The 25,636-nt window shown below is 74.3% G+C and carries 16 protein-coding genes; 5 read left to right on the forward strand and 11 right to left on the reverse strand.

The window, feature by feature from the left end; translation table 11 throughout:
• Positions 1-18 precede the first annotated feature (18 nt).
• On the forward strand, positions 19-5,250 hold the full coding sequence (locus tag ITJ48_RS07400) for a glycoside hydrolase family 3 N-terminal domain-containing protein (protein WP_194612996.1): 5,232 nt from the start codon (positions 19-21) through the stop codon (positions 5,248-5,250).
• A 319-nt stretch (positions 5,251-5,569) separates the two neighbouring features.
• Here the strand turns inward: ITJ48_RS07400 and ITJ48_RS07405 are convergent, their stop codons facing one another.
• The gene (locus ITJ48_RS07405) at positions 5,570-6,559 is read right to left on the reverse strand and encodes a LacI family DNA-binding transcriptional regulator (protein ID WP_194612997.1); all 990 of its coding nucleotides are present in this window, start codon (positions 6,557-6,559) and stop codon (positions 5,570-5,572) included.
• 90 nt (positions 6,560-6,649) lie between these two features.
• Here ITJ48_RS07405 and ITJ48_RS07410 point away from each other — a divergent pair, with 90 nt between their 5' ends.
• Both ITJ48_RS07410 and ITJ48_RS07415 read left to right on the forward strand, forming a co-directional pair.
• A complete protein-coding gene (locus tag ITJ48_RS07410) occupies positions 6,650-8,812 on the forward strand; it encodes an aldo/keto reductase (protein WP_228506228.1) in 2,163 nt (720 codons plus the stop codon).
• A gap of 274 nt (positions 8,813-9,086) precedes the next feature.
• Entirely contained in the window at positions 9,087-9,794 is a 708-nt protein-coding gene (locus ITJ48_RS07415) for a hypothetical protein (protein ID WP_228506229.1), read from the forward strand.
• A 339-nt stretch (positions 9,795-10,133) separates the two neighbouring features.
• Here ITJ48_RS07415 and aztD read toward each other — a convergent pair whose 3' ends face one another.
• The 4 genes from aztD to aztB all read right to left on the reverse strand — a co-directional run bounded on the left by aztD (position 10,134) and on the right by aztB (position 15,055).
• On the reverse strand, positions 10,134-11,402 hold the full coding sequence (aztD, locus tag ITJ48_RS07420) for a zinc metallochaperone AztD (protein ID WP_194612998.1): 1,269 nt from the start codon (positions 11,400-11,402) through the stop codon (positions 10,134-10,136).
• A gap of 43 nt (positions 11,403-11,445) precedes the next feature.
• A complete protein-coding gene (gene aztC, locus ITJ48_RS07425; RefSeq protein WP_370544824.1) occupies positions 11,446-12,348 on the reverse strand; it encodes a zinc ABC transporter substrate-binding protein AztC in 903 nt (300 codons plus the stop codon).
• A 191-nt stretch (positions 12,349-12,539) separates the two neighbouring features.
• Positions 12,540-14,048 carry a hypothetical protein gene (locus ITJ48_RS07430; RefSeq protein WP_194613000.1) on the reverse strand — a complete coding sequence of 503 codons (1,509 nt, stop codon included), beginning with the start codon at positions 14,046-14,048 and terminating at the stop codon, positions 12,540-12,542.
• A complete protein-coding gene (gene aztB / locus ITJ48_RS07435; RefSeq protein WP_194613001.1) occupies positions 14,045-15,055 on the reverse strand; it encodes a zinc ABC transporter permease AztB in 1,011 nt (336 codons plus the stop codon). Before aztB ends, ITJ48_RS07430 begins: the two co-directional genes overlap by 4 nt.
• Positions 15,056-15,099: 44 nt before the next feature.
• On the opposite strand from aztB, the gene aztA reads away from it, so the two are divergent.
• Positions 15,100-15,822 carry a zinc ABC transporter ATP-binding protein AztA gene (aztA, locus tag ITJ48_RS07440; RefSeq protein ID WP_194613002.1) on the forward strand — a complete coding sequence of 241 codons (723 nt, stop codon included), beginning with the start codon at positions 15,100-15,102 and terminating at the stop codon, positions 15,820-15,822.
• A gap of 260 nt (positions 15,823-16,082) precedes the next feature.
• Positions 16,083-16,775, forward strand: a complete 693-nt coding sequence (locus ITJ48_RS07445) for a class I SAM-dependent methyltransferase (RefSeq protein WP_370544825.1) — start codon at positions 16,083-16,085, stop codon at positions 16,773-16,775.
• A gap of 191 nt (positions 16,776-16,966) precedes the next feature.
• On the opposite strand, the gene deoC is transcribed toward ITJ48_RS07445, so the two are convergent.
• The 6 genes from deoC to ITJ48_RS07475 all read right to left on the reverse strand — a co-directional run bounded on the left by deoC (position 16,967) and on the right by ITJ48_RS07475 (position 25,627).
• Positions 16,967-17,665 (reverse strand): deoxyribose-phosphate aldolase, encoded by a 699-nt coding sequence (deoC, locus tag ITJ48_RS07450; protein ID WP_194613003.1) that lies wholly within the window; start codon positions 17,663-17,665, stop codon positions 16,967-16,969.
• Complete coding sequence (locus ITJ48_RS07455; RefSeq protein ID WP_228506230.1) at positions 17,662-19,299, reverse strand: GMC family oxidoreductase; 1,638 nt, start codon at positions 19,297-19,299, stop codon at positions 17,662-17,664. The genes deoC and ITJ48_RS07455 overlap by 4 nt, the downstream gene beginning before the upstream one ends.
• Entirely contained in the window at positions 19,296-20,678 is a 1,383-nt protein-coding gene (locus tag ITJ48_RS16645; protein ID WP_194613004.1) for an alpha/beta hydrolase, read from the reverse strand. The genes ITJ48_RS07455 and ITJ48_RS16645 overlap by 4 nt, the downstream gene beginning before the upstream one ends.
• Positions 20,679-20,857: 179 nt before the next feature.
• Entirely contained in the window at positions 20,858-22,081 is a 1,224-nt protein-coding gene (locus tag ITJ48_RS07465) for a DUF2254 domain-containing protein (protein WP_370544826.1), read from the reverse strand.
• Positions 22,082-22,250: 169 nt separating this feature from the next.
• Positions 22,251-24,866: an MMPL family transporter gene (locus tag ITJ48_RS07470; protein WP_194613006.1), complete on the reverse strand. Its 2,616-nt coding sequence runs from the start codon at positions 24,864-24,866 to the stop codon at positions 22,251-22,253.
• 110 nt (positions 24,867-24,976) lie between these two features.
• The gene (locus ITJ48_RS07475; RefSeq protein ID WP_194613007.1) at positions 24,977-25,627 is read right to left on the reverse strand and encodes a TetR/AcrR family transcriptional regulator; all 651 of its coding nucleotides are present in this window, start codon (positions 25,625-25,627) and stop codon (positions 24,977-24,979) included.
• Between the last annotated feature and the right edge of the window lie 9 nt (positions 25,628-25,636).

Here is a 25,636-nt window from a genome sequence, read left to right on the forward strand (position 1 = left end):
GATTACAAGGGAGTAATCGTGGCCGTACGTCCTGTCCGCACTCGTTCACCTCGCACGGCCGGCTCGCCCTCGCGGCGCGCACCCGGCTCCCCGCACCGCGCCCGCGGCCTGCTCGGCCCCGCCGCGCTGACCGCCGTCTCGGCCCTGCTGCTGAGCGGCCTGCCGGCGGTCGCCGCCTCGGCCGCGCCGGTCGACCTGGCGCGCTACGGGACGGTCGTCGCCTCGGCGACGCAGTCGGACAAGGACGGCACGTTCCCGGCCGAAGCCCTGATCGACGGCGACTCGACCACGCGCTGGGCGAGCGGCAACGGCCCCGACGAGGACGTCCCCTTCACCGCCTCCGTCACGGTCGACCTCGGCGGCGTCGCCCGGGTCGACTCGATCGGCATCGACTGGGAGGCGTCGTACGCGTCGAGCTACCGGATCGAGACCACGCAGGGCGACCCGGCCCTCGAGGCGAGCTGGACCGTCGCGAAGACGGTCACGAGCGACGGCCAGCGAGACGAGGAGGCGGTCGGCACGGCCGACGCGCCCGTCGAGGCCCGCTACGTGCGGCTCAGCATGCTGCAGCGCGCGTCCGCCACCTGGGACCTGCCGCGCCAGCACTGGTACGGCTACTCGGCCTTCGGCCTGCAGGTCTTCGGGGAGTCGCAGACCCGCGCGGTCACCCTCGACCGGTCGACCGCGACGGTCGCCGCCGGGCAGCCGCTCGCCGTCGGGCTCAGCCTGACGGGCACGAGCACCGAGCCGGTCACCGCGCGCGTCCGGTCGACCGACGGCACCGCCGTCGCCGGCACGGACTTCGAGGCGGTCGACCAGGAGGTGACCTTCGCACCCGGCGAGACCACCGCCTCCGTCGTGGTCACGACCCTGTCGACGGGCGGCCTCAGCCCGCGTCGCGCCTTCACCCTGACGCTGTCCGAGCCGAGCGACCCCGTGACGCTCGGGGCGCGGTCGACGCTGGCCGTCACCGTCACGCCGACCGGTGCCCTGCCGAACGTCGGCGCCACGACGGTGGTCGACGACTTCGAGGGCGACGTGCCCGCCGGGTACTTCCCGTGGGGCGCGAACGCGCCGGTGACGCCGACGCTCAGCACCGTCGCGGCCGATCGTGCGGGATCGTCGGGCGCAGGCGCGAAGGTCCTCAGCGCGGTCGTCGCGGGGCCCACCACGCAGGCGGACTGGTTCGGCTTCGCGCACGACACCGCGGCCACCGACTGGAGCGACCACGACGGCTTCTCGTTCTGGTTCAAGGGGAACGCCACCGGCCTGCCGCTGCGCTACGAGCTGAAGAACGGCAACGACGCCCTCTTCGAGCAGACCGTCATCGACGACAGCACGGAGTGGAAGGAGGTCAGCGTGCTGTTCGCCGACCTCCGCTCGAAGACGGCACCGACCAGCGACGCCCGCTTCGACCCCTCCGCCTCGACCGGCTTCGCCGTGACGCTCACGGCCCTGGGCGCCGGCACCTGGCTGGTCGACGACGTCGCCGTGTTCGACCGCGCGACGATGATCGAGGACTTCGAGGGCGACGTGGACCTCACCACCGGGGCCGACCCCGTCGGCTTCTTCACGTGGGGCTCCCCCGCGCCGCTCGAGCCGACCATCAGCCGCGAGGTGACGACCCAGGAGCGCGGCGGCGTGGCCGACAACCACGTGCTCAGCGGCACGTACTCGATCCCCGAGGGCGGCTACGGCGGGCTCAGCCACGACCTGGCCGACGCGCAGGACTGGTCGAGCTACCAGGGCCTGCGGTTCTGGTGGTACGCCTCCCAGGCGAACAACCCCGCGTCGCCCACCGCCGGCGCCGACCTCAAGGTCGAGATCAAGGACGGCGACCCCGCGGGCGGCGGCGACACCGCCGAGACCAGCGAGCTCTGGGCCGCCACGTTCAAGGACAACTGGGGCAGCAGCACCAGCCGCTGGAAGCTCGTCGAGCTGCCCTTCTCGTCGTTCACGCCGTCGGGCTACCAGCCCGGCGACGACGCGACGAAGAACGGCACCCTCGACCTGACGAGCGCCTTCGGCTACTCGATCACCTTCGCCCCCGGCACCCCGGCGCCGGTCGGCTGGGCGATCGACGACACGCAGGTCTACGGGACGCCCGCGACCGCCGCCTCCGTGACCGTCGACTCGACGCAGGACGTGTGGCTCGTCGACGCGGGCGACGTCGCGGGGGTGCCGCTCACCCTCTCGACGGCGGGTGACGAGCCCCTCGCCTCCGACGTCGTCGTCGACTGGGCGACCGCCGACGGCACCGCGGTCGAGGGCGTCGACTACGACGCGGCCTCGGGCACGGCGACGTTCCCGGCCGGTTCGCCCTCGGGGACGGTGCAGACGATCAGCGTGACGACTCGCGCCTCCTCGGGGCCGGCCGAGTCGAAGGAGCTGCAGCTGACGCTCGCGTCGACCACGGCCAAGGTCGGCGAGGGCCCGCGCATCGTGATCGGCGCGCACGGCCTGCCCTACCTCGACGCGTCGCTGCCGACCGCCGAGCGCGTCGCCGACCTGCTCGGGCGGATGACGCTCGAGGAGAAGGTCGGCCAGATGGCGCAGGCCGAGCGCCTCGGGCTGTCGTCGCCGAGCGACATCAGCGGACGCGCCCTCGGCTCGCTGCTCAGCGGCGGAGGCTCGGTGCCCCAGGGCAACACCGCGGTGGCCTGGGCCGACATGGTCGACGGCTACCAGCGCGAGGCGCTCTCGACCCGCCTGCAGATCCCGATGATCTACGGCGTCGACGCCGTGCACGGCCACAGCAACGTGGTCGGGGCGACGATCTTCCCGCACAACACCGGCCTCGGCGCGACCCGCGACCCGGCGCTCGTCGAGCAGATCGCCCGCGTCACGGCGCAGGAGGTGCGCGCGACCGGCGTGCCGTGGACCTTCGCCCCCTGCCTCTGCGTCTCGCGCGACGAGCGCTGGGGCCGCAGCTACGAGTCGTTCGGCGAGGACCCGGACCTGGTCCGCACCTTCGCCGCCCCCTCGGTGATCGGCCTGCAGGGCGACGACCCGACCGACATCGGCGGCGCCGACGAGGTCCTCGCCACCGCCAAGCACTGGGCCGGCGACGGCGGCACCACGTACGACGAGTCCGTCGTCGGCACCGGCGCGTACCCGATCGACCAGGGCGTCACCGAGGCGGAGTCGCTCGAGGACTTCACCCGGCTGCACGTCGACCCGTACCTGCCTGCCCTCGAGGCCGGCGTCGGCACGATCATGCCGTCGTACTCGGCGGTCGACCTCGGCGACGGGCCCGTGCGGATGCACGAGAACGCCGCGCTCAACACCGATCTGCTCAAGGGCGACCTCGGGTTTGAGGGGTTCCTCATCAGCGACTGGGAGGGCATCGACAAGCTGCCGGGCGGCAGCTACGCCGACAAGGCCGTCCGCTCGGTGAACGCCGGGCTCGACATGGCGATGGCGCCCTACAACTACGGCGCGTTCATCGACAGCATCGTCGCGGCCGTCGGCTCGGGCGCCGTGTCGCAGTCGCGGGTGGACGACGCCGTGCGGCGCATCCTCACGCAGAAGTTCGACCTGAACCTGTTCGAGCAGCCCTTCGCCGACCGCACCAACGTCGACGGCGTCGGCAGCGCCGCGAACCGCGCGGTGGCCCGCCAGGCCGCGGCCGAGTCGCAGGTGCTGCTGAAGAACGCAGGAGGCGCGCTGCCGCTGGCTGCGGACGCCGACCTCTACGTGGCCGGCTCCACCGCGGACGACCTCGGTCGTCAGATGGGCGGCTGGACGATCAGCTGGCAGGGCGGGTCGGGCGACACGACGACCGGCACGAGCATCGCCGAGGGCATCCGCGAGGTCGCGCCCGGCGCGACCGTCACGGTGAGCCCCGGCGCCACCGAGCCGATCCGCGCCGACCAGACCGGCGTCGTGGTCGTCGGCGAGCGGCCCTACGCGGAGGGACAGGGCGACGTCGGCAACAACGGCTCGAGCCTGTCGCTCACGCCGGCCGACCAGGCCGTCGTCGAGAAGGTCTGCGCCGCGACCTCGTCGTGCGTCGTGCTCGTCGTGTCGGGCCGCCCGCAGCTGCTCGGCGACGTCGTCGGGCTCGCCGACGCCGTGGTCGCGTCGTCGCTGCCGGGCTCGGAGGGCGCCGGCGTGGCCGACGTGCTCTTCGGCCGCCTGCCCTTCGCCGGGCGCCTGCCCGTGACCTGGGCTGCCAGCGCCGACCAGGTGCCGATCAACGTGGGCGACGCCGACTACTCGCCGCTGTACCCGTACGGCTGGGGCCTGCGCACCGACGGCGCGCGCGACCGGCTGGAGGCGCTCGTCGCGTCGCTGCCCGCGGGCGCCGCCCGCGACGGCGTGCAGGACGTGCTCGACGGCGACGTCTGGGCGGCGGACGGGACGGTGGCGGGCGAGGACGCCGACGCCGTCGCGCGCCTCCTGCGCTCGTTGCTCGCCGCGGTGGGCCCGTTCTCGGGGACCGACCTCGACGCGATGGGCGCGGCCGACGACCTCGTGTCGGTCGCCCGCGACCTCGCGCAGGACGCGATGGTCGACGGCACGGCCGCCGCCGGGCCGGCGGGTGTCGGCGCCGCGGCGCTGACCGCCGACGCGGAGAACGCGCTGCAGCGCGGGCTGCCCGACGTGGCGCTCGCACGCCTCGCGACCCTGCTCGGCGTCGACCTCGGCGTCGTCGAGCCGGGCAAGAGGATCGTGCCGGGCACGCTCTCGCCGGCCACGGCACGGCCGGGCGACACGGTGTCGATCACCGCGACCGGGTTCGTCGCGGGCGAGGAGCTCGCCGGGACGGTCTACTCGGAGCCGCAGTCGATCGGCGACACGACCGCGACCGTCGCCGGGGTGGGCGTGCTGCGGTTCGTCGTGCCGGCCGACCTCGAGCCGGGGGCGCACGTCGTCGAGCTCGAGGGCGGCGCGCAGCTCGCCCGGGCGACGCTGACGGTGCTCGCCGCTGCAGGGCCGGGCGACCCCGGTGACCCGGGCACGCCCGGCGGCGGCACGCCGGGTGCGGGCACGCCCGGTGCAGGCACGCCGGGTGCAGGCACGCCGGGCTCGGGCGCTCCGGGCTCAGGCACGCCGGGCTCGGGCGCGCCGGGCTCGGGCGCAGGCGTCGGCGGCGGGTCGGGCGGCGCTGTCGCCGTGGCGGGCCGCGACGGCCTCGCCTTCACCGGCTCGGACGCCTGGGTCGGCATCGCCGGCACGGCGCTCCTGCTGATCGCGGTCGGTGCGTGGCTGACGCTGCGCCGCCGCCGCCTCCTCGGCGACGAGTAGCCGGGCGGGGACGGCTCGGCCCCCGGCGTCTCCCGGAACCGCGTTCCGAACCATGAACCGCGTTTTGTCGCGGTTCATGGTTCGGTTCGCGGTTCATCGCCCACGGGACGGCTGAGGGGGCACGAGGGGCGCCGGCGCGGGACCCGAGCGGCAGGGCGGGCTGCGCGGAGCCGCCCGTCGCCCGCCGGGAACACCCCGGAGTGGACGGAACACCCCGGAACGACGAGGTGTTTCGTCCACTCCGGGGTGTTCCGGCCTCCGGGCGGCTCGCGGTGGCCGCGTGCGGGGCGCGGCGCGGCGGAGCCGGGCGCGGAGCGGGCTACGCGGACTCGCGGAGGAGCAGCGTCCGCGCGACGCGACGCCGCGGCGGCTCGGCACCGGCGAGCATGTCGGCGACGACCTCGACGGCGACGCGCGCCAGCTCGGCCTTGTCGATCGAGAGCGTGGTCAGCTCCGGGGTGACGAGCGAGCCGAGGTCGAGCCCGTCCATGCCGACGACGGCGACGTCGTCCGGGACGACGACGCCGAGCCGCGCGAGGCCCTTCAGCGCCCCGATCGCGAGCACGTCGTTGAAGGCGAGCAGGGCGTCCGCGTCCGGGTACGCGCGGAGCAGCTCCGCCACCGCCCGCACCCCGTCGGCGTGGGTCTGCTCGACCCGCACCTCGGAGGCGGGGCTCCACGCCAGGCCGTGCTCGGCGAGGTACTCGCGGTAGGCGAGGGCCCGCCCCGAGCCCTCCACCCCGGAGTCGATCATCGCGACCCGGCTGCGGCCCGCCGCCCTGAGGTGGTCGAGGGCGCTGCGCACGGCCGTCCGCGTCTCGATCTCGATGACGCCCTGGGCGCCTCCGTCGGGATCGGTGTCGACCTCCACGGTCGGGACGCCGGCGACCTGCTCGCGCAGGTCGCCGAGCGGCATGAGCGAGACGAGCACGTCGACGCGCGGCACCAGGGACGCCAGGCTCTCCCGAGCCACGGAGGCGTCGTGCCCGAGGTCGCACAGCAGCACTCCCCAGCCGCGTGCGGTCGCGGCCCGGCTGAACTCCGAGGCGACCTCCGGGTAGTACGGGTTGCGGAGGTCGTCGAGCACGAGCCCGACCGTCACCTGCCGGCCCCTGACCAGGCCCTGGGCCGCACGGTTCGGCCGGTAGTTCAGGTCGCGGGCCGCCTGCACGACGCGCTCGCGCGTCGCCGCGCTGACGTCGGGCAGGCCGTTGAGCGAGCGGGTCACGGTCTGGCGCGAGACCCCGGCGACCCGGGCCACGTCGAGGATCGTGGCAGGGCGAGGGAGGCGGGGGTCGGCAGTCGTCACCCCCTGAGGTTACTGGTAGCGTCGTCGATGGCCGTGAACGTTCACGGTCGCTCGCCAGACCAGTGCTCGCCAGACCAGTGAAGGACACCGATGTCTCCCCTGACCACTCCCGCCGACGCGACCGCCCCCTCCTCGGCCCCTGCCGCCTCCTCGGCCGCTGCGTCCTCGGCCGCTGCGTCCTCGGCCTCCGGGCGTCTGGCCGAGCCCGGCGCCGCCGCTCGCTGGGCCGTGCTCGGCGCCGGCACCATCGCCCGGAAGTTCGTCTCGCAGCTGCCCTCGTCGGGCGGGGTGCTCGCCGCGGTCGGCAGCACCGACGAGGGCCGCGCCGCCGAGCTCGCCGCGTTCGCCGTCGAGCAGGGGGCGGCGCCGGCCGGGGACGAGCCGGGTGCGGGCGGCGCCGACGTCTCGGCCTCCGGCACCGACGTCGCGCGCGTCCGCACCGGGACGTACGCCGACGTCCTCGCCGACCCGACGATCGACGCCGTCTACGTGGCGACGGTGCACACCGCCCACGCCCGCCTCGTGCTCGACGCCGTCGCGGCCGGCAAGGCCGTGCTCTGCGAGAAGCCGCTGACCCCGAACGCGGGCACGACGATGGCGGTGGCCGACGAGGCGCGTCAGGCCGGGGCGACCCTCGTCGAGGCGGTCATGTACCGGTTCCACCCGCAGACGCGGGCGCTGCTCGAGCTCGTGCGCGACGGGGCGATCGGCGAGCTCGTGCACGTCGACGCCGCGTTCTCGTTCGCCGCCTCCGACCGCGAGGGCCGCCTGTTCGACGTCGACACGGCCGGCGGCGGGATCCTCGACGTGGGCGGCTACCCCGTCTCGTTGGCCCGCGCCGTCGTCGGGGCCGCCCGCGGCCGCGCGTTCGCCGAGCCCCTCGCCGTGACCGCCAAGGGCACGCTCGGCCCCACCGGCGTCGACGAGTGGACCCTGGCCCAGCTCGACTTCGGCGACGGCGTGACCGCCGCCGTGCGCTGCGGCGTCCGCGTCGACGACACCAACATCGCGACGATCACGGGGTCGTTCGGCAGCATCGTGCTCACCGACCCGTGGTTCGGCGACGACGCGGAGCTGACCGTCCGCACCGTCGACGGCGAGACCCGCACCCTGTCGTTCCCCGGGGCACAGCCCTACGGCCTCGAGGCCGCCGCGACGATCGCCGCCCTGCGCGACGGCACCGGCGAGGCCGCCGAGATCAGCCTCGACGACAGCGTCGGCACCGCCCGCGTGCTCGACCAGTGGCGTGCCGCGATCGGCCTGCGCTACCCGTTCGAGCGCGAGGACGTCGACATCCCCACCGTCACAGGCCGCCCGCTCGCCGTCTCCCCCGACGCCCCGATGGTCTACGGCGAGATCGCCGGGGTCGGCAAGAAGGTGTCGCGACTGGTCATGGGAGTGGACAACCAGCAGGACCTGGCGCACGCCTCCTCGATCTTCGACCACTTCGTCAGCCAGGGCGGCAACACGTTCGACACCGGCTGGCTCTACGGCGACGGCGAGATGGAGGCGCGGCTCGGCCGCTGGATCGCGAACCGCGGCATCCGCGACGACGTCGTCGTCATCACGAAGGGCGCGCACACGCCGCACTGCGACCCCGAGTCGCTGACCCGCCAGCTGCTCGAGAGCCTCGACCGGCAGGGCACCGACCACGCGGACATCTACATGATGCACAGGGACAACACCGACGTCCCCGTGGGCGAGTTCGTCGACGTGCTCGACGAGCACCGCCGGGCCGGGCGCATCCGCGTCTACGGCGGCTCGAACTGGACCCCCGCCCGCGTCGACGAGGCGAACGAGTACGCCCGCGCCAACGGCCGCGCCGAGTTCTCGGTGCTGTCGAACCACTTCGGCCTCGCCGAGGCCTACGACGTGCCGTGGGCCGGGTGCGAGCACGTCACCGACCCCGAGTCGAAGCAGTGGCTCGAGCAGCGCCAGATCCCGCTGCTGCCCTGGTCGTCGCAGGCGCGGGGCTTCTTCACGGGCCGGGCCCGCCCCGACGACCTCACCGACGCGGAGCTCGTGCGCTGCTACTACAGCGACGACAACTTCGAGCGCCTGCGCCGTGCGGAACAGCTCGGAGCCGAGCACGGCGTCGCGGCGACGGCGATCGCCCTGGCGTACGTGCTGCACCAGCCGTTCCCGACGTTCCCGCTGTTCGGGCCGCGCACGATCTCGGAGGCGCGGTCGTCGATGCGCGGCCTCAGCGTCTCGCTGTCGGACGAGCAGGTCGCCTGGCTCGACCTGCGCTGACCCGACGTCCTCTCTCGTCATTCAGGAAGATGGGTCCTGAGTCGCGCAACTCAGGACCCGTGCGTCCTGATCCCTGCACGACTCAGGACCCGTGCACGCTCGGTTCCTGAACGCTGATGCCGAGACCGCGAGCCGAGGAGGCGCCAGCCCGGTCCCGCAGACCTGCCCACCGCCTCCTCGAGGTAACGGTCAGGTAACGCACCAAACTCATCCAGCGAGGGTGGCGAACCCCTGTCAACTCCCCCACCGGGAACCACAGACAAGGAGAAACATCGTGAACATCTCGCGCAAGACCATCACCAAGTCCGCCTTCGGCATCGTCGCTTCCGGCGCCCTCATCTTCAGCCTCGCCGCCTGCTCCTCCGGCGACGCCACCTCCGGCTCGTCGTCCTCGGCCGCCCCGTCGTCCTCGTCGTCCGCTGCGTCGACCGAGCCCGTCGCGTCGCTCCCCGACCTCAGCAAGGGCGTCGACACCCAGGTCGCCGTCGACGCGTCCTTCGTCGACGCTCTCACGAGCCTCGGCCTCACCCCCGGAGTCGTCGGCACCGCCGCGTTCGATGCCACCACCGGCACCTTCTCCTTCCCCATCACCGGCGGCAACGTCGACTACTACGACCCCTCCAGTGACGTGCGCCCCTACGTCCAGGGCGAGATCGACCACGACGGCTCCGGCCTGTCCCTGACCGCTGCCGACGGCACCGTCGTCGAGCTCAGCGACTTCCGCATCGACCCGGGCGAGAGCAAGCTCTACGGCACCGTCACCGCCAACGGCGCTGTCGCAGCCGAGGACGCCTACCTCTTCAACCTCTACGGCGGCACCCTGAAGCCCCTCCAGATGGAGGGCACCAACGCCGTCCTCGAGGGCACCACCGTGCACATCAGCCCCGACGCCGCCGCCCTGCTGAACCAGACCTTCAACACCGACGCCGTCCAGGACGAGATGCTCGTCGGCGTCGCGAAGATCACCGTCGCCACCGAGTAGGGTCCGCCCTCACCCGAGTGACGACGACACCGGCCCCGACCCTGCACGTGGGCCGGTGTTCCCGGTGGGGCCCCGTCTCACGCTCACGCGTGGGGCGGGGTTCTCCCTCCGCTCGGTCATGAACCGTCAGGAAAGGTCCTTTCCCGTCTGGGAAAGGACCTTTTCTGTCGTCTCGCCGCCCGGCGCCGGGACGGAGACGGGACCGAGACGGGACCGGCTCGGCACTGTCACCGTTCAGGAGGTGCGCGCCCGCGCCTCCTGGACCGTGCACGAGTCAGGACTCCCGCTCCCCCCATTGCGCGACTCAGGACAGATCTTCCTGAACGGGGAGGGCCCGGGCTAGCCGGTGACGACCGCGATCTCGTTGGCCGCGACGCCGAGGTCGCCCGTGGCCGTGACCTCGCCGGTGGCCACGTCGACCGCGTGGATCGAGCCCGACGCCGGGTCGGTCACGTACGCGGTGTCGCCCACGACCGAGAGGCTCGGGTGCGAGTCCTGCCACTCGGCGGGCCCCTCCCACGCCTCGATCACGGGGTACGACGCCCCGAACGAGCCGGTGGCGACGTCGAGCACGTGCAGCGCTCCGTCGGTGCCGAGCACGAGCGCGTCGTCGTCGGCGGTGCGGCCGACGCCCTTCCAGGTGTACGCCACGCCGTCGGGCAGGTCGAGCACCTGCGAGGTGGCCGCGGCGGTGTCGACGGCGGTGAGCTGCGTCAGCTCGTAGCCCTCGGAGTCGGGGTCGCTGTTGTAGTCCCCGAGCATGACGGGCGACGAGTCGGTGACGTAGGCGTTGCCGGTGCGGCCGTACTCGTCCGCGGCGGCGATCTTCGTGAACGCGCCGTCGTCGTACAGCAGCACGCCGTCGCTGCAGCCGAACACCGCGACCTCGTCGGCCGTGGTGCCCTCGCCGTGCACGCTCGGGCACTCCTCGTTGCGGACGATCTCCTCGCCCGCGGCGTCGAGCGCGCGCACGCCGACCCGCGACTCGGAGTCGCCGATGGTGGTGAGCAGCGTGCCGCCCTCGAGCTCGATCGAGACGCCGTGGTGGGCCTCGGGCGACGAGATCGTCTCGGTCGCGGGCAGCTCCCCGGTCGACGAGACGTCGAGCAGGTCGGCGGTGTCGAAGACGGTGGTGTCGCCGGTCCCGTCCGAGAACAGGACGGTCTTGTCGCCGTGGCGCACGACGTGGCCGGGCGTCGGCGCCTCGAACACGAGGTCGGTGAGCTCGGGCTCCGCGGTGTACGACGTCCCGTCGGCTGTCCAGGCCCCGGTGTCGAGCACCTGGAACCCCTCCTCGGTCGAGACGAGCACGTGCCGTCCGTCGCCGGCCGGGTTGACGCGGTTGAATCCCGCCAGCTCGATGTCGGCCACGGTCTCGAGGGTGGTCGCGTCGAGCATGAGCACCCCGCCGTCGTAGGTGGCCGCGATGCGGGGCTGCGCCGAGGAGGCGGTGGTCGCGCCCGCCTCGGAGGCCGCGCCGGTCGCGCCGTCGCCGCCCGCGCCTCCTGCACTCGAGCACGCCGTGAGGGCGAGGGCGGCCGAGGCGGCGAGGGCGAGGCCCGCGAGGGCCCTTGTCTGGTGTCGCGAGATCTGGTGTCGCTGGGTCATGTGATCCGTTTCCGTGTTCGGTGATGAGGGTGGTGCAGGCCGGTCAGGGCGACAGGCCGGTCGCGATGAGCTGCTCGTTGGAGCGCATCATCTCGAGGTAGGTCTCGGCTCCCCCGCCGGGGGCGCTGAGCGACTCGGTGTGCAGGGCGACGACGTCGACCTCGACGTCGGCCTCGTCGGCGAGGACCTGCACGAGGCGGTCCGGCTGGGAGGCGTCGGCGAAGATCGTGCCGACCCCCGCCTCCTCGATCGCGTCGGTGAGCCCGGCGAGGTCGGACGCGCTCGGCGCCGCCAGCGTCGTGCCGCTCGGCAGCACCGCCCCGACGACCCGGAACCCGTACCGCTCGGCGAGGTAGCCGAAGACGTGGTGGTTCGTGACGAGCGCACGGCGCTCGGCCGGGATCGCGCCGAAGCTCGCCTCGAGGTCGGCGTCGAGCTGCTCGAGCTGGCCCCGGTAGGAGGCGGCTGCCGACTCGAGCGCACCGGCGTCGAGGCCGTCGACCTGCGTCGCCAGCTCGCGCTCGAGCCCGTCGACGACGTCGAGCATCCGCTGCGGGTCGGTCCAGAAGTGCGGGTCGAGCTCGCCCTCGGCGTCGCCCTCGGCGTAGGCCAGGGGCTCGATCAAGTCGCCGGCCTCGACGACGGGCACGCCGGCGTCGGCGGCGGAGTCGACGTGCTGCTGCAGGCCCTCCTCGAGGCCGAGGCCGTTCGAGACGACCAGGTCGGCGTCCCGCAGGTCGGCGGCCTCGCGGGCCGAGATCTCGACGCTGTGCGGGTCGGCCCCCGGGGGCATCAGCGTGACGACGTCGGCCTGGTCGCCGATCAGCTCGCCGACGACGTCGCCGAGGATGTTCGTCGTGACGACGACGCGCGGGGCGCCTGCGGCTGCGCCTGTGCCGCCGGGGCCGTCCGCGAGCGCGGAGCAGCCGCTCGTGACGAGCAGCACGGCGAGGGCGGCGGCGGCTGCCGCAGTTGCTGCTGCTCGTGCGGGTCGCGCGGGTCGCTGTGCTCTGACACCCCCGAGTGGACCGTGCACCCCGGAACGACGGGGTGTTCCGTCCACTTCGGGGTGCCGGAGGACGGCAGGCGCGGGCGCGGGCGCGGCGGCGGCGGAGCCGGCGCGGAGGCGCGTGCGGCTCATCGGCCCGTCTCCACGACCAGGCGGCCGGGCAGCGGCAGCGTGCGGGCGACGCGAGCGGAGTCGGCGTGGTCGATCTCGTGGACGACTCCCGCCGACGGCGAGTTGAGGTAGCTGCGCGACGCGTCGACCTCGAGCACGACGCCCGCGGGCAGCTCGGGGCCGTCGGCTCCGGCGACGAGGTCGGCCGCGACGAGCGGCTCGGTCTGCGCGACGACGCCCTCGGGCGAGAGCACCACGACGCGTCCGGAGACGTCGACCGCCACCACCGTGTCGTCGGAGTCGCCGACGGCGGTGGCGCGCAGCAGGGGCTCGGGGGTCTCGATGAGCGTCCAGGCGCGGGCCCGCGTGTCGAGCAGCCAGGCGCCGCGGGTGCCGGCGACGGAGGCGACGGCCGGCCGGCCGGGACGCGCCTGGAACGAGGTGGCCACGTCCGACGCGGCCGTGCCGGCCGGGTACGGGATGCGCTCGAGCGTCACGTCGCCGGCGCTGTCGGCGGTGGCGAGCACGGCGCCGTCGGCACAGCCGACGACCACCCCGACGCGGGTCGCGGCCGAGCCGCGGAGGGCAGGGCAGGGCTCCTCGAGGCCGTCGACGGCCTCGCCCTCGGCGGTCGTGACGACGACCGTGTCGGCGCGCACGGGCGCGGCCGGCCCGGACGCGTCGGCGGGCCCGGACACGGACGTGTCGGCCGCGTCCGCGTCGGCCGCGTCGGAGGCGTCGGCCGGGTCGGAGGCGTCGGACGCGTTGGCGTCGGCCGCGTCGGCCGCGTCGGACACGTCGGCCGCGTCGGCCGCGTCGGACACGTCGGCCGCGTCGGCCGCGTCGCTGACGACGCTCGCGATCAGCTCGTCGCCGAGCGGCACGAGCACGCCGTCGTGCGGCGTCCCCTCGATCCGCCCGACCGCCTCGAGCTCGCCGTCGGCCAGGGCGTCGCCGTCGAGCACGAGCCCCGTGCCGGTGGCCGACCAGGACGCGGCGGTGAGGGAGGCGCTGGAGGCGGCCCGCACCTCCTGCGCACCGCCCTCGGACGCGCCGGCCGCGCCGGCGCCGGAGCTGTTCCCGGTCTCGACGCCGAGGTCGGCCAGGTCGTCGGGCTCGGCGACGACGCGGGGATCCGCGAGGTAGTAGTGCGAGTGGTCGCCGTGGGGCACCGTCCAGGCGCCGCCGTCGACGACGGTGAGCCGGCCGTCCGGGGTCGCCGCGAAGAGGTGCCGGCCGTCGGTCGTGAGCGAGGAGGCGTCGCCGAGCGCACCCCCGGACGCCAGCTCGACGATCTCGCCCGAGGCAGGGTCGAGGGCGCTCAGCACGTCGCCGTCGAGGGCGACGAGGCGGAGCTGCGGCTCCTGGAGCTCGCGGGCTCCCTCGACGTACCCGTGCGGGACGGCGGTCTCGTCGGCACCGGTCGTGCCGGCGTCGTCGGCGGAGCCGGTGCCGGGGCTGCAGGCCGCGAGGGCGAGCAGCGTGACGAGGGCGGCGGGGAGGAGGGCTGTGCTTCTTCTGGTCACGAGTGCGGGGTCGCTTCCTGTCGCACCGGGGGCGCGAGGTCGAGTGTCGGGTGGGCAGGTGCGGGGTGGGCGGCGAGCACGAGCGTGGATGCCCTCGTCGGGGATGCAGGTGCGGGTGCGGGTGCCGTTGCCGCGGATGCGGGCGCGGTCGCGGCTCCGGCGGTCGCGTCGGGCGTCGGTGCCGAGGAGGCGCGGTCCCCGACCGCGGCACGCGCCGCGGCCGACAGCCCGGCCAGCGCGACGGCGCACGCGGCGATGCTCGCGCCCGCCGCCGTCGAGGCGTGCCACGAGACGAGCAGCCCCACGAGCACGGCCAGGGCGCCGACGAGAGCGGCGGCGGCCATGGTGGTGGGGATGCGACGGGTCCACTGGGCGGCGGCCACGGCCGGGGCGATCAGCAGGCCGACGACGAGGAGGCTGCCCACGGCCTGGTAGGAGGCGACGACCACGAGCGTGACGAGCCCGACCAGCACGACGTGGGCGAGCCCCGGACGGAGGCCGGACGTGCTCGCGACCCGGGGGTCGAAGGCCAGTGCCACGAACGGGCGGTGGAACGCGGCCGTGACGGCCACCCCGACGACGACCGCGACGGCGATGAAGACGAGGTCGCCCTGGTCGACGGCCAGCACGTCGCCGAACAGCACGGCCGTGAGGTCGGTCGCGAACGAGCGTGAGCGGGAGACGATCACGACCCCCGCGCTGAGCATCGCGACGTAGAGCAGGCCGATGGCGGTGTCGGGAGAGAGCCGCGACCGTCGCGTCACGAGACCGACGCCGGCCGTCATCACGGCGGCACTGACGGCGGCGCCGAGCACGGCGGGCAGCCCGAGGAGCGCGGCCAGGGCGACGCCGGGCAGGACCCCGTGGGCCATGGCCTCGCCGAGGAACGCCATGCCGCGGACGACGACCCACGTGCCGACGACGCCGCAGAGCACGGCGACGAGCACGCCGCCGACGAGGGCCCTGAGCATGAACGCCGTGCTGAACGGATCGAGGAGGAAGGTCACGAGGCACGACAATACATGAAAACGATTATCAGTATGATCAAGCCATGGACATCGCACCGGGACCCCTCGCGCCGGCCTCCGACCTCCCCTCCGACCTCCCCTGCCGCCGCGCCTCCCGCCCGGCTGAGCCGACCTCGGGGACAGTCGCGCGCCTCCTCGGCGTCAGCGCCCACCACGACGGACGCACCGCGCTGCGGGGGGTCGACGTCGACGTGCTCGGCGGCCGGCTGACGGTGCTCGTGGGCCCGAACGGCTCGGGCAAGTCGACGCTGCTGGGCGTGCTGGCCGGCACCCACCGCGACGTGGAGGGGCAGGTCGCCCTGCCTGCGTCGGGCACGACGGCGTTCGTCGTCCAGCGGAGCGCGGTCACCGACCGCCTGCCGATCACCGTGCGCGAGACGGTCGCGATGGGGAGGTGGGGGTCGCTCGGTGCGTGGCGGCCGGTCGGGCGTCGGGACCGTTCCGTCGTGGACGACTGCCTCGAGGTGCTCGACGTCGCCGACCTCGCGCGGCGTCCGCTGGCGGCGTTGTCGGGCGGGCAGCGGCAGCGCGTGCTCGTGGCCCAGGGGCTGGCCCGGCAGGCCGACCTACTGCTGCTCGACGAGCCGACGGCCGGGGTCGACGCCGCCGCCACGGCGCTGATCCGCGCGGCCGTCGACGCCGAGCTCGCCCGCGGAGCGACCGTCGTCGAGGCGACGCACGACCACTCCCTGCACGGGCCGGGCATCGACGTCGTGCACCTCGTGGACGGTCGCCGCGTGGCATGAGCGCGGCTGCGCGCGCCGCCCGCGGCGCCGTCTCGCCGCCGGACACCTCTCGACGCACCCCCGATCGTGCACCGCACCCCCGAATTCAGGGGTGCAGTGCACGGTCGGGGGTGCAGCGCGTCGTCGGGGCTGCACCGCGCCCGGCCCCGCCGCCGCGGCGCCGGCTGCGCCCGCACCCCGCGAACCCGCGCGCACCCCCGCGCGCGCCGGAGGGTGTGCGCGGGTTCGCGGGGTGCAGACGGCGCGCGATGATGGTCGGCGTGCAGCTACCGCCGAGTGGACCCCCGCGTGAGCCCGACGCGGGCACCGGCGCAGACGCCGACGCACACGCGGGTGCGGGTGCGGACGCCGTCCGTGCGGCCTACGCCGAGCGCGCCGGCGAGTACGCGACAGCGCTCGGCTCGATGAGCGCGGTGCACCCCGACGACCTCGACTTCGTCTCCCGCTGGGCCGGGGGCCTCGACGGCCCCGTGCTCGACCTCGGGTGCGGTCCGGGCCACTGGACGGCGTTCCTCGCGGGGCGCGACGGCGCCGGGCTCGACGTGTCGGGTGTCGACCCCGTGCCGGCGTTCGTGCGGCACGCGCGCCGGACGCACCCGGGCGTCCGGTACGAGGTCGGCTCGGCCGAGCACCTGCGGGCGGCCGACGGGAGCATCGCCGGGGTGCTCGCGTGGTACTCGCTCGTCCACCACGCTCCGGACGGCATCGAGGAGCCGCTGCGCGAGATTACGCGCGTCCTGCAGCCGGGCGGGCGCCTCCTCGTGGGGTTCTTCGAGGCGCCGGCGCTCGAGTCGTTCGACCACGCGGTCGTGACGGCCTGGCGCTGGCCGGTCGACGAGCTCGCCGTGCGGCTCGAGGCGGCAGGGCTCGCCGTGCTCGAGACGACGACCCGCACCGACCCGGGATCACGCCCGCACGCGGCGCTGATCGCCGAGCGCCGCACCGCCCGCTGAACCCGCAACCCTGCGCGGCCAATAGCGCCCGGCCTCAGACACCGCCGAGTGGACGCGACACCGGCGAACGAGGCGGTGTTCCGTTCACTCGACGGTGTCAGGGGCAGCAGCCCGCACGCGACATGCGCTCCCGGAACGACGGACGCCCCGCCGCCGGGTCGGCAGCGGGGCGTCCGAGCGACGATCAGCGCCTAGTACGAACTGGCCCCCGAGGAGGCGGCGGCCGAGTCGGCGAGGAGCGCCCGCGACCCCGAGACGCCCAGGCGCGTGGCACCGGCGGCGACGTACTTCTGCGCGTCGGCCAGCGTGCGCACGCCGCCCGAGGCCTTGACGCCGAGGCGCCCGCCGACGGTCTCGGCCATCAGCCGGACCGCGTGCTCGGAAGCACCGCCGGCCGGGTGGAACCCGGTCGAGGTCTTGACGAAGTCGGCGCCGGCCGACTCGGCGGCCTTGCAGGCACCGACGATCGCGTCGTCGCTCAGCGCGGCCGACTCGATGATGACCTTGAGCACGGTGGGGGCCGGCACGGCCTGGCGGACGGCGGCGATGTCCTCCTCGAGGGAGGCGTAGTCGCCGGCGACCGCGGCGCCGACGTCGATGACCATGTCGACCTCGTCGGCCCCGGCACGGACCGCCTCGGCCGCCTCGGCGGCCTTGACCGCGGAGGTGTGCTTGCCGCTGGGGAACCCGGCGACGACGGCGACCTTGAGGTCGGTGCCCTCGGGCAGCACGAGGGGCAGCATCGACGGCGAGACGCAGACCGAGTACGTGCCGAGCTCGACGGCCTCGGCGATCAGTGCGTCCACGTCGGCGCGGGTCGCCTCGGGCTTGAGCAGGGTGTGGTCGATCAGGCGCGCCGCGTCGGCGCTGGTGAGGGTCGTCTCGGTCATGAGACCAGGGTACGGCGGTCGGCCGCACCGTTCTGCGCCGCGTCGCCGTCGGCCCCGCCGTCGCGGACCTCGACGACCGAGGCCGTCGGGTGCTGGGCGAGGAACCGGTCGGCCGTGCGGAGCGACATGGCCATCTGCAGCAGGGCGGGGTTCGCCACGACGGCGCTGGGGAACGTCGAGTTGTCGCAGACCCACAGGTTGGCCACGTCGAAGCTGCGTCCGTCCGGGTCGACCACGGCGTCGGCCGCGTCGTCGCCCATGCGGCAGGTGCCGAGGGTGTGCGCCGTCCGGGCCAGGACCCGGATGTCGGTGCCGCCCGCGGCCTCGACGATCGACGTCATCGTGCGGATGGCGTGCTCGTCGATGGCCTGCTCGTTCGGGCCCGCCGTGAACGAGATGCGCGCCTTGGGCACGCCGACCTCGTCGAGCTCGTCGGAGAGCACGAGGCGGTTGTCGTCGCTCGGCAGGCACTCGGCGTTGATGCCGATGCCCGACAGGTGGCGGTAGCCCCCGATGACGTCGGCCAGCTCGTCGCCCCAGAGCCCGCCGCCGCGCACCAACGTGGTGGCCAGCGTGAGCGGCGGCACGCCGAGGCTCTGGATCAGGTAGCCGCCCACGAAGTCGGCGTCGGCCGGGGCCCTCAGGTCTTCGGTGATGATCGACGACGGGTAGCCGCGGTGCCCGCGCATCTCGCCCTCGAAGGTGCCCCAGACCTGGGTCGCGCCGTGCGCCATGAAGTTGCGACCGACCTGGCCGCTGCTGTTCGCGAGACCGGTGTGCAGCAGCAGCCGCGGGGTCTCGACGCCGCCGGCGCAGAGGAACAGGGCGGCGGTGCGCTGCCGGTGCTCGACGCCGTCGTGCACGTAGACGACCGCCGTGACCTCGCCGCTCTCGTCGGTGTCGATGCCCGTCACCGTCGAGTCGGGCCGGATCTCGGCGCCGTGGGCGACCGCGCTGGGCAGGTACGTGACGTCCATGCTGACCTTGGCGCCGTTGCGGCAGCCCTGGTGGCAGCTGCCGCAGCTGACGCAGGCGTGGCGGAGGCCGGCGTGCTCCTGGTGGTGGTCGTGCGTGATGAGCGCCTCGGGGGCGTCGGCGGTGCGGATGCCGACGGCGTCGCAGCCGCGCACCATCATGTCGGCCGCCGCGTTGCGCCCGGCGGGCGGGTAGGCGTAGTGCCGTGAGGGATCCCACGGGTAGTCGCTCGGCCCCGAGACGCCGACGAAGGCCTCGACCTGTTCGATGTAGCGAGTGACCTCGGCGGAGTCGACGGGCCAGTCGACCCCCTGGCCCGTGACGGTCTTCAGGTGCAGGTCGCGCTCGTCGGGCCGGGGCACGAAGGCACCCCAGTGCAGGGTCGAGCCGCCGACGCCGCGACCCGAGTTGTTCGGGCCGAACGCGTTCGGGTCGTCGCCGTCGCTGAGGCGCTCGTCCATCCAGTTGATGGCCGTGCCCGCGTCCTCGTCGTTCGTGTACAGCTCGGGGTCGAAGTTCGGCCCCGCCTCGATCGCGACGACGCGCAGGCCGGCCGCCGCCAGCTTCGCCAGCAGGGGCGCGCCTCCTGCTCCGGTGCCCACGACGACGGCGTCGACGACCTCGTCGTGCCCGTAGGTGGTCATGTCGTCGAGCTTCATCGTGCTGCCTCCATGGTCGGTTCCCACGCTTCTCGGGCATCGGCGGCCAGGAGCTGGAAGCCCTGGAACCGCGGCCCGTCACCGCCGTTCGCGTAGCCGTCGTAGCCGATGCGCGACATCGTCGCCGGGTGCGACAGCCACGTGCGGACGAGGTCGACCCGGCAGTCCTCGAACCAGAGCGTCATCTGCTCGGCCGTGAAGTCGTCGGCCCGGGGCTCGTGCTCACCGGCGACGACCGCCGTGAGGAGGGCGTCCTGCTCGGCCCGCGGCAGGTCGCCGAAGCCCGCGAGCTCGTCGAGGCCGCGGCGGTAGGCCTCGGGGTCGGGCGGCAGGGCGGCGTTGCGCCAGCCGTCGCCGCGACCCGAGCCGACCTGCGCGTCGACGCGGGCGGCGAGGTCGATCGTCTGTCGCGGCTCGGGCGCGCGCTGCGGGACGACGCGGTCGCTCAGCTCGCGCAGGGTGCGCAGCTGCACCTCGTCGAGCACGACGGGGGCGTAGCGGGGGTCGTCAGCCAGGACGCGCCGCGCGTGCAGCGCTCGGGTCTGCGTGCTGACGCGGGAGGAGGCGAGGGTGCGGACCACGTCGACGGGCACGACCGGGCCGGTGCCGGCCTCGTCGCGCCAGAAGTCGCGGATCGCGGCGGCGACCTCGTCGGGACGCTCGAGGGGCAGCAGGTGCCCCGCACCCTCGAGCACGTGCACCTGGGCCCGCGGGTAGACGCGGCCGTTGAGCTCGCGCTGCGCCGCCTCGCCGAGGTCGCCGTCGCTGCCGCCCGCGAGGATCACGGCGGGCACGTCGAGCACGCCGACCGCCTCGGACCAGTCCTCACGGCTGCCCCGGTCGAACCAGGCCGTCCAGGCCTCGGCGGAGGCGCGCTGCACGTCGTCGACGGCGGTCGCGTCGGACGTCGGGTCGAGCGGCGCGCCCACGTTCGCGTCGACGAACGCACGAGCCGAGGCGGCGTCGAGCGCCCCGCCGTCCGCCATCGCGCGCTTCTCGGCACGGTCGTCGTCGCTCATCGGCTCGGGCGTCGGCGGCGACGCCGCGAGCAGCACGACGCCGCTGAGGCCGAAGAGCCCGTGCTCGCCGGCGAGGGCCCGGGAGGCCACGACGGAGGCGATCTTGCCGCCCATGCTGTGGCCGACCAGCAGCCAGCGGCCGGGCGCGTGGCGCCGGACCTTGCGCACGACCAAGGCGGCCATGTCGTCGACCGAGACGCCGGAGGCGGCGCTCGCGTCGCCGAAGCCGGGCAGGTCGAGCGCGACCACCTCGGCCGTGTCGGCGAGCCGGGCGGCGACGCCGTCGAACTCGCGCCCGCTCATGCCCAGGGCGTGCAGGAAGAAGATGGTCGGACGCGACGCGTCGACGGGTGTGCTCACGGTTGCTCCTCGGGGGCCTCGGCGCGGTGCCCCCGGACGGCGGGGCACGACGGACACTACGAGGCACCGCCGACACTACGAACGGGCGGCTGACCGCCCTCCCAGCCTGCCGCCTCCCGCCGGGGTACGTCGGTCCGCGCGAGCGCGAGCGCGCGAGCGCGGGCGCGGCGCCGGGTCGCTCAGACCGCGGCCGGCAACGCCGCCAGACGTCGCTCGAGGTCGTCGACCGTGCCGAGCCGCCGCTCCGGCGACACGTCCCGCAGGCGCCCGACGAGCCGGCGCGCCGCCGCGACCACGGCCGGCTGGTCGGCGCCGTACGTCTCGACGCCCGCCACGACCGAGTCGACGAGCGACTCGACCGACGGCAGCCCGACGACGACGCGGAGCGCCCCGTCGGCGTCGCGGTGCCCGGTCACGCGGTCGCGTCCGCGCCACACGGGCACGAGGACCGCCGTCGACATGTCGAGCGCGCTGACCGCCGTGTAGGGGTCGTTGGTGCCGGAGGCCAGGCCGCGCACGGCGATCTCCACGAGCTGCTGCAGCGCGTAGTCGACGTCCTGGTGCGGGGTCCGCGACGAGCCGAGCGTCACGCAGGCGCGGATCGCCGTCGCCGTGGCGGACGACGCGGTCGTCGTCGTGCCCACGAGCTCGTCGCCGACGATGACCCAGCTGCCGGGCATCGCGCGCACGACCACGACCGTGTCGGCGTCGGCCGCGACGCGGACGAGCCGCGGCCAGTCGACGGCCTGGACGTAGCCGTCCCGGTCGGTGCGCACCGCGGCCGTCGTGCGGGGCGCCTCCTGCGGCTCGGTCGTGACGCGGTCGCCGGGCGAGGCCGGGTAGGCGAGGTCGGCCGCCGTGCGCAGGTCGCCCAGCACCTGCTGCTGCAGCGACGTGATCTGCACCGACGTCGCGATGTGGTGGATGAAGAAGACGAGCACGCCGACGTCGACCACGCCGAGCAGCACGGCTCCGTGCACGGCGAGCAGGGGCACGAACGCGTCGGCGCCGTCGACCTCGGTGTGCACCGAGCGCATCACGACGATCGCGTAGAGGAACGTCGAGGTGAAGGCCGCCAGCACGAGCTGGTTGGCGCGGTCGGCCATGAAGTTGCGGACGAGCCTCGGCCCGTAGGTCGACGACGTCGTCGCGAGCACCGAGATGGTGATCGAGAACGAGGTGCCCGCCACCGTGAGCATCGACGAGCCGATGATCGAGAGCAGCGACCGCCCGCCGCTCGCGCTCAGCGCGTCGAGGAACGGCAGGCCGACGGTGCCGCCGCCGATCAGGCCGCGGTCGACGGCGACGAGCAGCTCGGCCGCGACGATCGCGACGACGCCGAGCAGCGCCGGGAAGAACCAGAACGACTCCCGCGCGCGGAGCAGGACGGCCCTCACGGGCACGTCACGAGGGCGGCGGAGGCGCGGACGCGGCAGAGGGGCATGCCCCACACTGTGCCCGGTCGCGCGGACGGCCCAGCCGTGGTCGGGCACGCAGACGAGGAGGCGCGGCGCGGCCGGGTGCCGCACCGCGCCTCCTCGACGCTGGTCGGGCCGTGGCCCGGGGGACGGGTCAGGCCCGGTGGGCGCCGTCCCCGTGGTGGCGGGTCGACGTCTCGGCGTCGACGGGCGCCTCGGCCGCGACGTGCGACACGGCCTCCGACGAACCGGAGCCGGAGCTCGCACCCGCACCGCCGTCAGCACCCGCAGCCGGGTGCGACCGCTCGAGCGACGCGCCCTCCACGTCGACGTCGGGCAGGATGCGGTCGAGCCACTTCGGGATCCACCACGCGGCGTCGCCGAGCAGGTGCATCACCGCGGGGATGAGCAGCAGGCGGACGACGAACGCGTCGACGAGCACGCCGAGGGCGAGCCCCAGGCCGATCGACTGGATCATCACGGAGTTCGAGAAGACGAAGCCCGAGAAGACCGCCGCCATGATCAGCGCCGCGGCGATGACCACGGTCCGCCCGGCGTGGACGCCGCGCTGGACGGCGAGGCGTGCCGGCGACCCGTGGGCGTACGACTCGCGCATGCCGCTGACGAGGAACAGCTGGTAGTCCATCGCGAGCCCGAACAGCACCCCGACCATGAGGATCGGCAGGAAGCTCAGGATCGGGCCGGGGTCGTGCACCCCGAACACCGGGCCCAGCCAGCCCCACTGGAACACCGCGGTCACGCCGCCGAACGCGGCGAACAGCGACAGGACGAACCCGAGCGTCGCCGTCACGGGCACGAGGATCGACCGGAACACGAAGATCAGGATGATCAGCGACAGCCCGACGACGACGAGCAGGTACAGCGGCAGGGCCGCGGCCAGCTTCTCGCTGACGTCGATGTTGCCGGACGCGTTGCCGGCCACGCCGAGCGACGAGACGCCCTCGACGTCGAGCGAGCGCAGGTCGCGGACGAGCTGCTCGGTCGACTCGGCCGTCGGCCCGCCCTCGGGCACGACCTGGAACGCGAGCAGGGTGTCGTCGTCCGAGGCGCCGATCGGGGCGATCGCGGCGACGTCGTCCTGGGCGGCCAGCTCGGTGCCGACGCGCACCTGCTCGGCGACGAGGTCGTCGTCCGAGACGGCCTGGTCGAGGTCGGCGACGACGAGCAGCGGCCCGTTGACGCCGGCGCCGAACTTGTCCTCGACGATCTTGTACGCCTGGTAGGCGCTCGAGTCGACGGGCTCCGACGACCCAGCCGGGAGGCCGAGGCGCATCGACAGCGCCGGGATGGCGATGATCAGCAGCACGGCGACGCCGGCGACCAGCGTCAGCACGGCACGCCCGGTGCGCATCGGCTTCGAGGGCACCGTCACGGCGCCGGTGCGGCCGACCGCGGCACGCGCCTTCTTCGTGAGGATGCGCGGGCCGACGAGGCGCAGCAGCGCCGGCGTCAGCGTGATCGCGATGAGGATGGCGACGAACACGCAGACCGCGCCGACGGTGCCCATCAGGCCGAGGAACGGGATGCCCGTCAGGTTCAGCGCGAGGAGGGCGATGAGCACGGTCGAGCCCGCGAACACGACGGCGTTGCCGGACGTGCCGTTGGCCAGCCCGATCGACTCGTCGAGCGGCACGCCGGCCTTTAGCTGCGTGCGGTGCCGGTTCAGGATGAACAGCGAGTAGTCGATGCCGACCGCGAGGCCGAGCATCACGCCCAGCACGGGCGTGACCGAGAGCATCTCGACGGCGCCCGAGAGCGACAGCGAGGCGAGCACGCCGACGCCGACGCCGACCAGGGCGTTGAGCAGGGGCAGGCCGGCGCCGATCAGGGTGCCGAGCATGACGAACAGGACGATGGCGGCGATGATGACGCCGCCGACCTCGCCCGGGCCGAGGATCTCGGGGATCGTCGCGGCGATGTCGTTCGAGACCTCGACGTCGACGCCGGCGATGTCGGCGTCCTCCAGGTGCGAGACGACCGCCTCCTTCGCCTCGGAGGGCACCAGGTTGAGCGCCTTGTCGAACTGGACGGTGGCGACGGCCGTGGTGCCGTCCTCGGACACCTGGCGGATGCCGGACGAGAGGTCGAGCAGCGAGGCGCCGTCCTCGAGGGTCGTCTCCTGCGTCTCGAGCTCGGAGAGGCTCGAGTCGAGGGTGGACTGCTGCGTGTCGATCTGCTGCTGACCGGCCGTGATCTGGGCCTGCTGCGCGTCGAGCTGCGGCTGGGCGGCGGCGAGCTGGCCGGCAGCCTCGGCCTGCGCCCGTGCGGCGTCGAGCTGCTGCTGACCCGCGGTCAGCTGCGCCTGGGCGGCGTCGATCTGCGCCTGGCCGGACTCGATCTGGGTGCGGCCGTCGGCGATCTGCTGACGACCGGCGTCGATCTTCGACTGCTGGTCGGCGAGCTGCGCCTGCGTGTCGAACGGGTCGACCGTGCCCTTGACGTCGTCGAGGTCGGTCATCCCGCCGAGCAGCGAGACGATGTCGGCCTGCTGGTCGGCGCTGAAGGCGCTGTCGTCGCTGGTCGTGAACACGACCGAGCCCGTGCCGCCGCTCGCCTGCGGGAACTTGTCGGCCAGCTGGTCCGACACCTCCTGCGTCTTCGTGCCGGGGATGCTCACGGCGGTGGTGAGCGTGCCGCCGAAGAGGGCGAACGAGCCGCCGGCGAGGCCGAGCACGACGATCCAGGCGGCGATCACCACCCAGGCGCGTCGGGCCGAGAGCCGGCCGAGTCGGTAGAGCAGGGATGCCATGGGCGGTCGTCCTCCTGGTGGTGCGGTGGGCCGGTGGTCGGTCCGTGGGGTGGTGGAGCCTCGCGTCGCGTCGTCGGGAAGGAGGTGGGGGTCGGGGCGGGTCGGGCAGGTCAGGCAGGAGGCGCGTAGCCGCTGCGCACGGTCACGATCAGCCGGTCGAACAGCTCGGCCCAGACCTCGCGGGAGGCGTCGTCGAGCGAGCCGTCCGTGCGCCTGATCCAGTGGACGGCGATGACCGCGATGCCGTGCATGACCGAGCTGACGAGCAGCTCGACGTCGAGCTGGTCGACGTCGATGCTGCGGCGGGCCGCGTCGGCCGAGAGCTGCTCGGTCGCGCGCGAGAAGACGTCCTGCATGACGTTCGGCGCCCCGTTGCCCTCGGCGTCGCCGTCCAGCACGCGCCAGAGGTAGGCGATGACGGCGGGCAGGTCGATGCCGCGGAGAGCGAGCGCGACCTCGTCGAACAAGGAGGCGCGGGTGCCGGCGACGGCAGGCGTCGCGACGGCCGCGGTGGCCGACTGGAACTCGTCGACGGCGTCGGTGATCGCCACGGTGCCGAGAGTCATCACGACCTCGTCGAGGCTCGCGAAGTGGTTGAAGATCGTGCGCCGTGACACGTCCGCGCGGGCGGCGAGCTCGTCGACGCTGAAGCGCGGGGAGCCGCGCTCGGCGATGAGGGCGTCGGCCGCGTCGAGGATCGCCTGACGGTGCCGCGCTTTGAGGGCGGCACGTCGGTCGAGGGCGGGAGCGGTCGAGGGCACCTGCCTACA

The sequence above is a fragment of the Frigoribacterium sp. VKM Ac-2530 genome (assembly GCF_015350835.1).
GTDB lineage: Bacteria > Actinomycetota > Actinomycetes > Actinomycetales > Microbacteriaceae > Frigoribacterium.

What these genes read in the sequence shown, in the direction of transcription:
- ITJ48_RS07455 (WP_228506230.1), bottom strand. Translation starts at nt 19,299, where the DNA reads ATGAAGCTCGACGACATGACCACCTACGGGCACGACGAGGTCGTCGAC.
- ITJ48_RS07410 (WP_228506228.1), top strand. Translation starts at nt 6,650, where the DNA reads ATGTCTCCCCTGACCACTCCCGCCGACGCGACCGCCCCCTCCTCGGCC.
- aztD (WP_194612998.1), bottom strand. Translation starts at nt 11,402, where the DNA reads ATGACCCAGCGACACCAGATCTCGCGACACCAGACAAGGGCCCTCGCG.
- aztA (WP_194613002.1), top strand. Translation starts at nt 15,100, where the DNA reads ATGGACATCGCACCGGGACCCCTCGCGCCGGCCTCCGACCTCCCCTCC.
- ITJ48_RS07470 (WP_194613006.1), bottom strand. Translation starts at nt 24,866, where the DNA reads ATGGCATCCCTGCTCTACCGACTCGGCCGGCTCTCGGCCCGACGCGCC.
- deoC (WP_194613003.1), bottom strand. Translation starts at nt 17,665, where the DNA reads ATGACCGAGACGACCCTCACCAGCGCCGACGCGGCGCGCCTGATCGAC.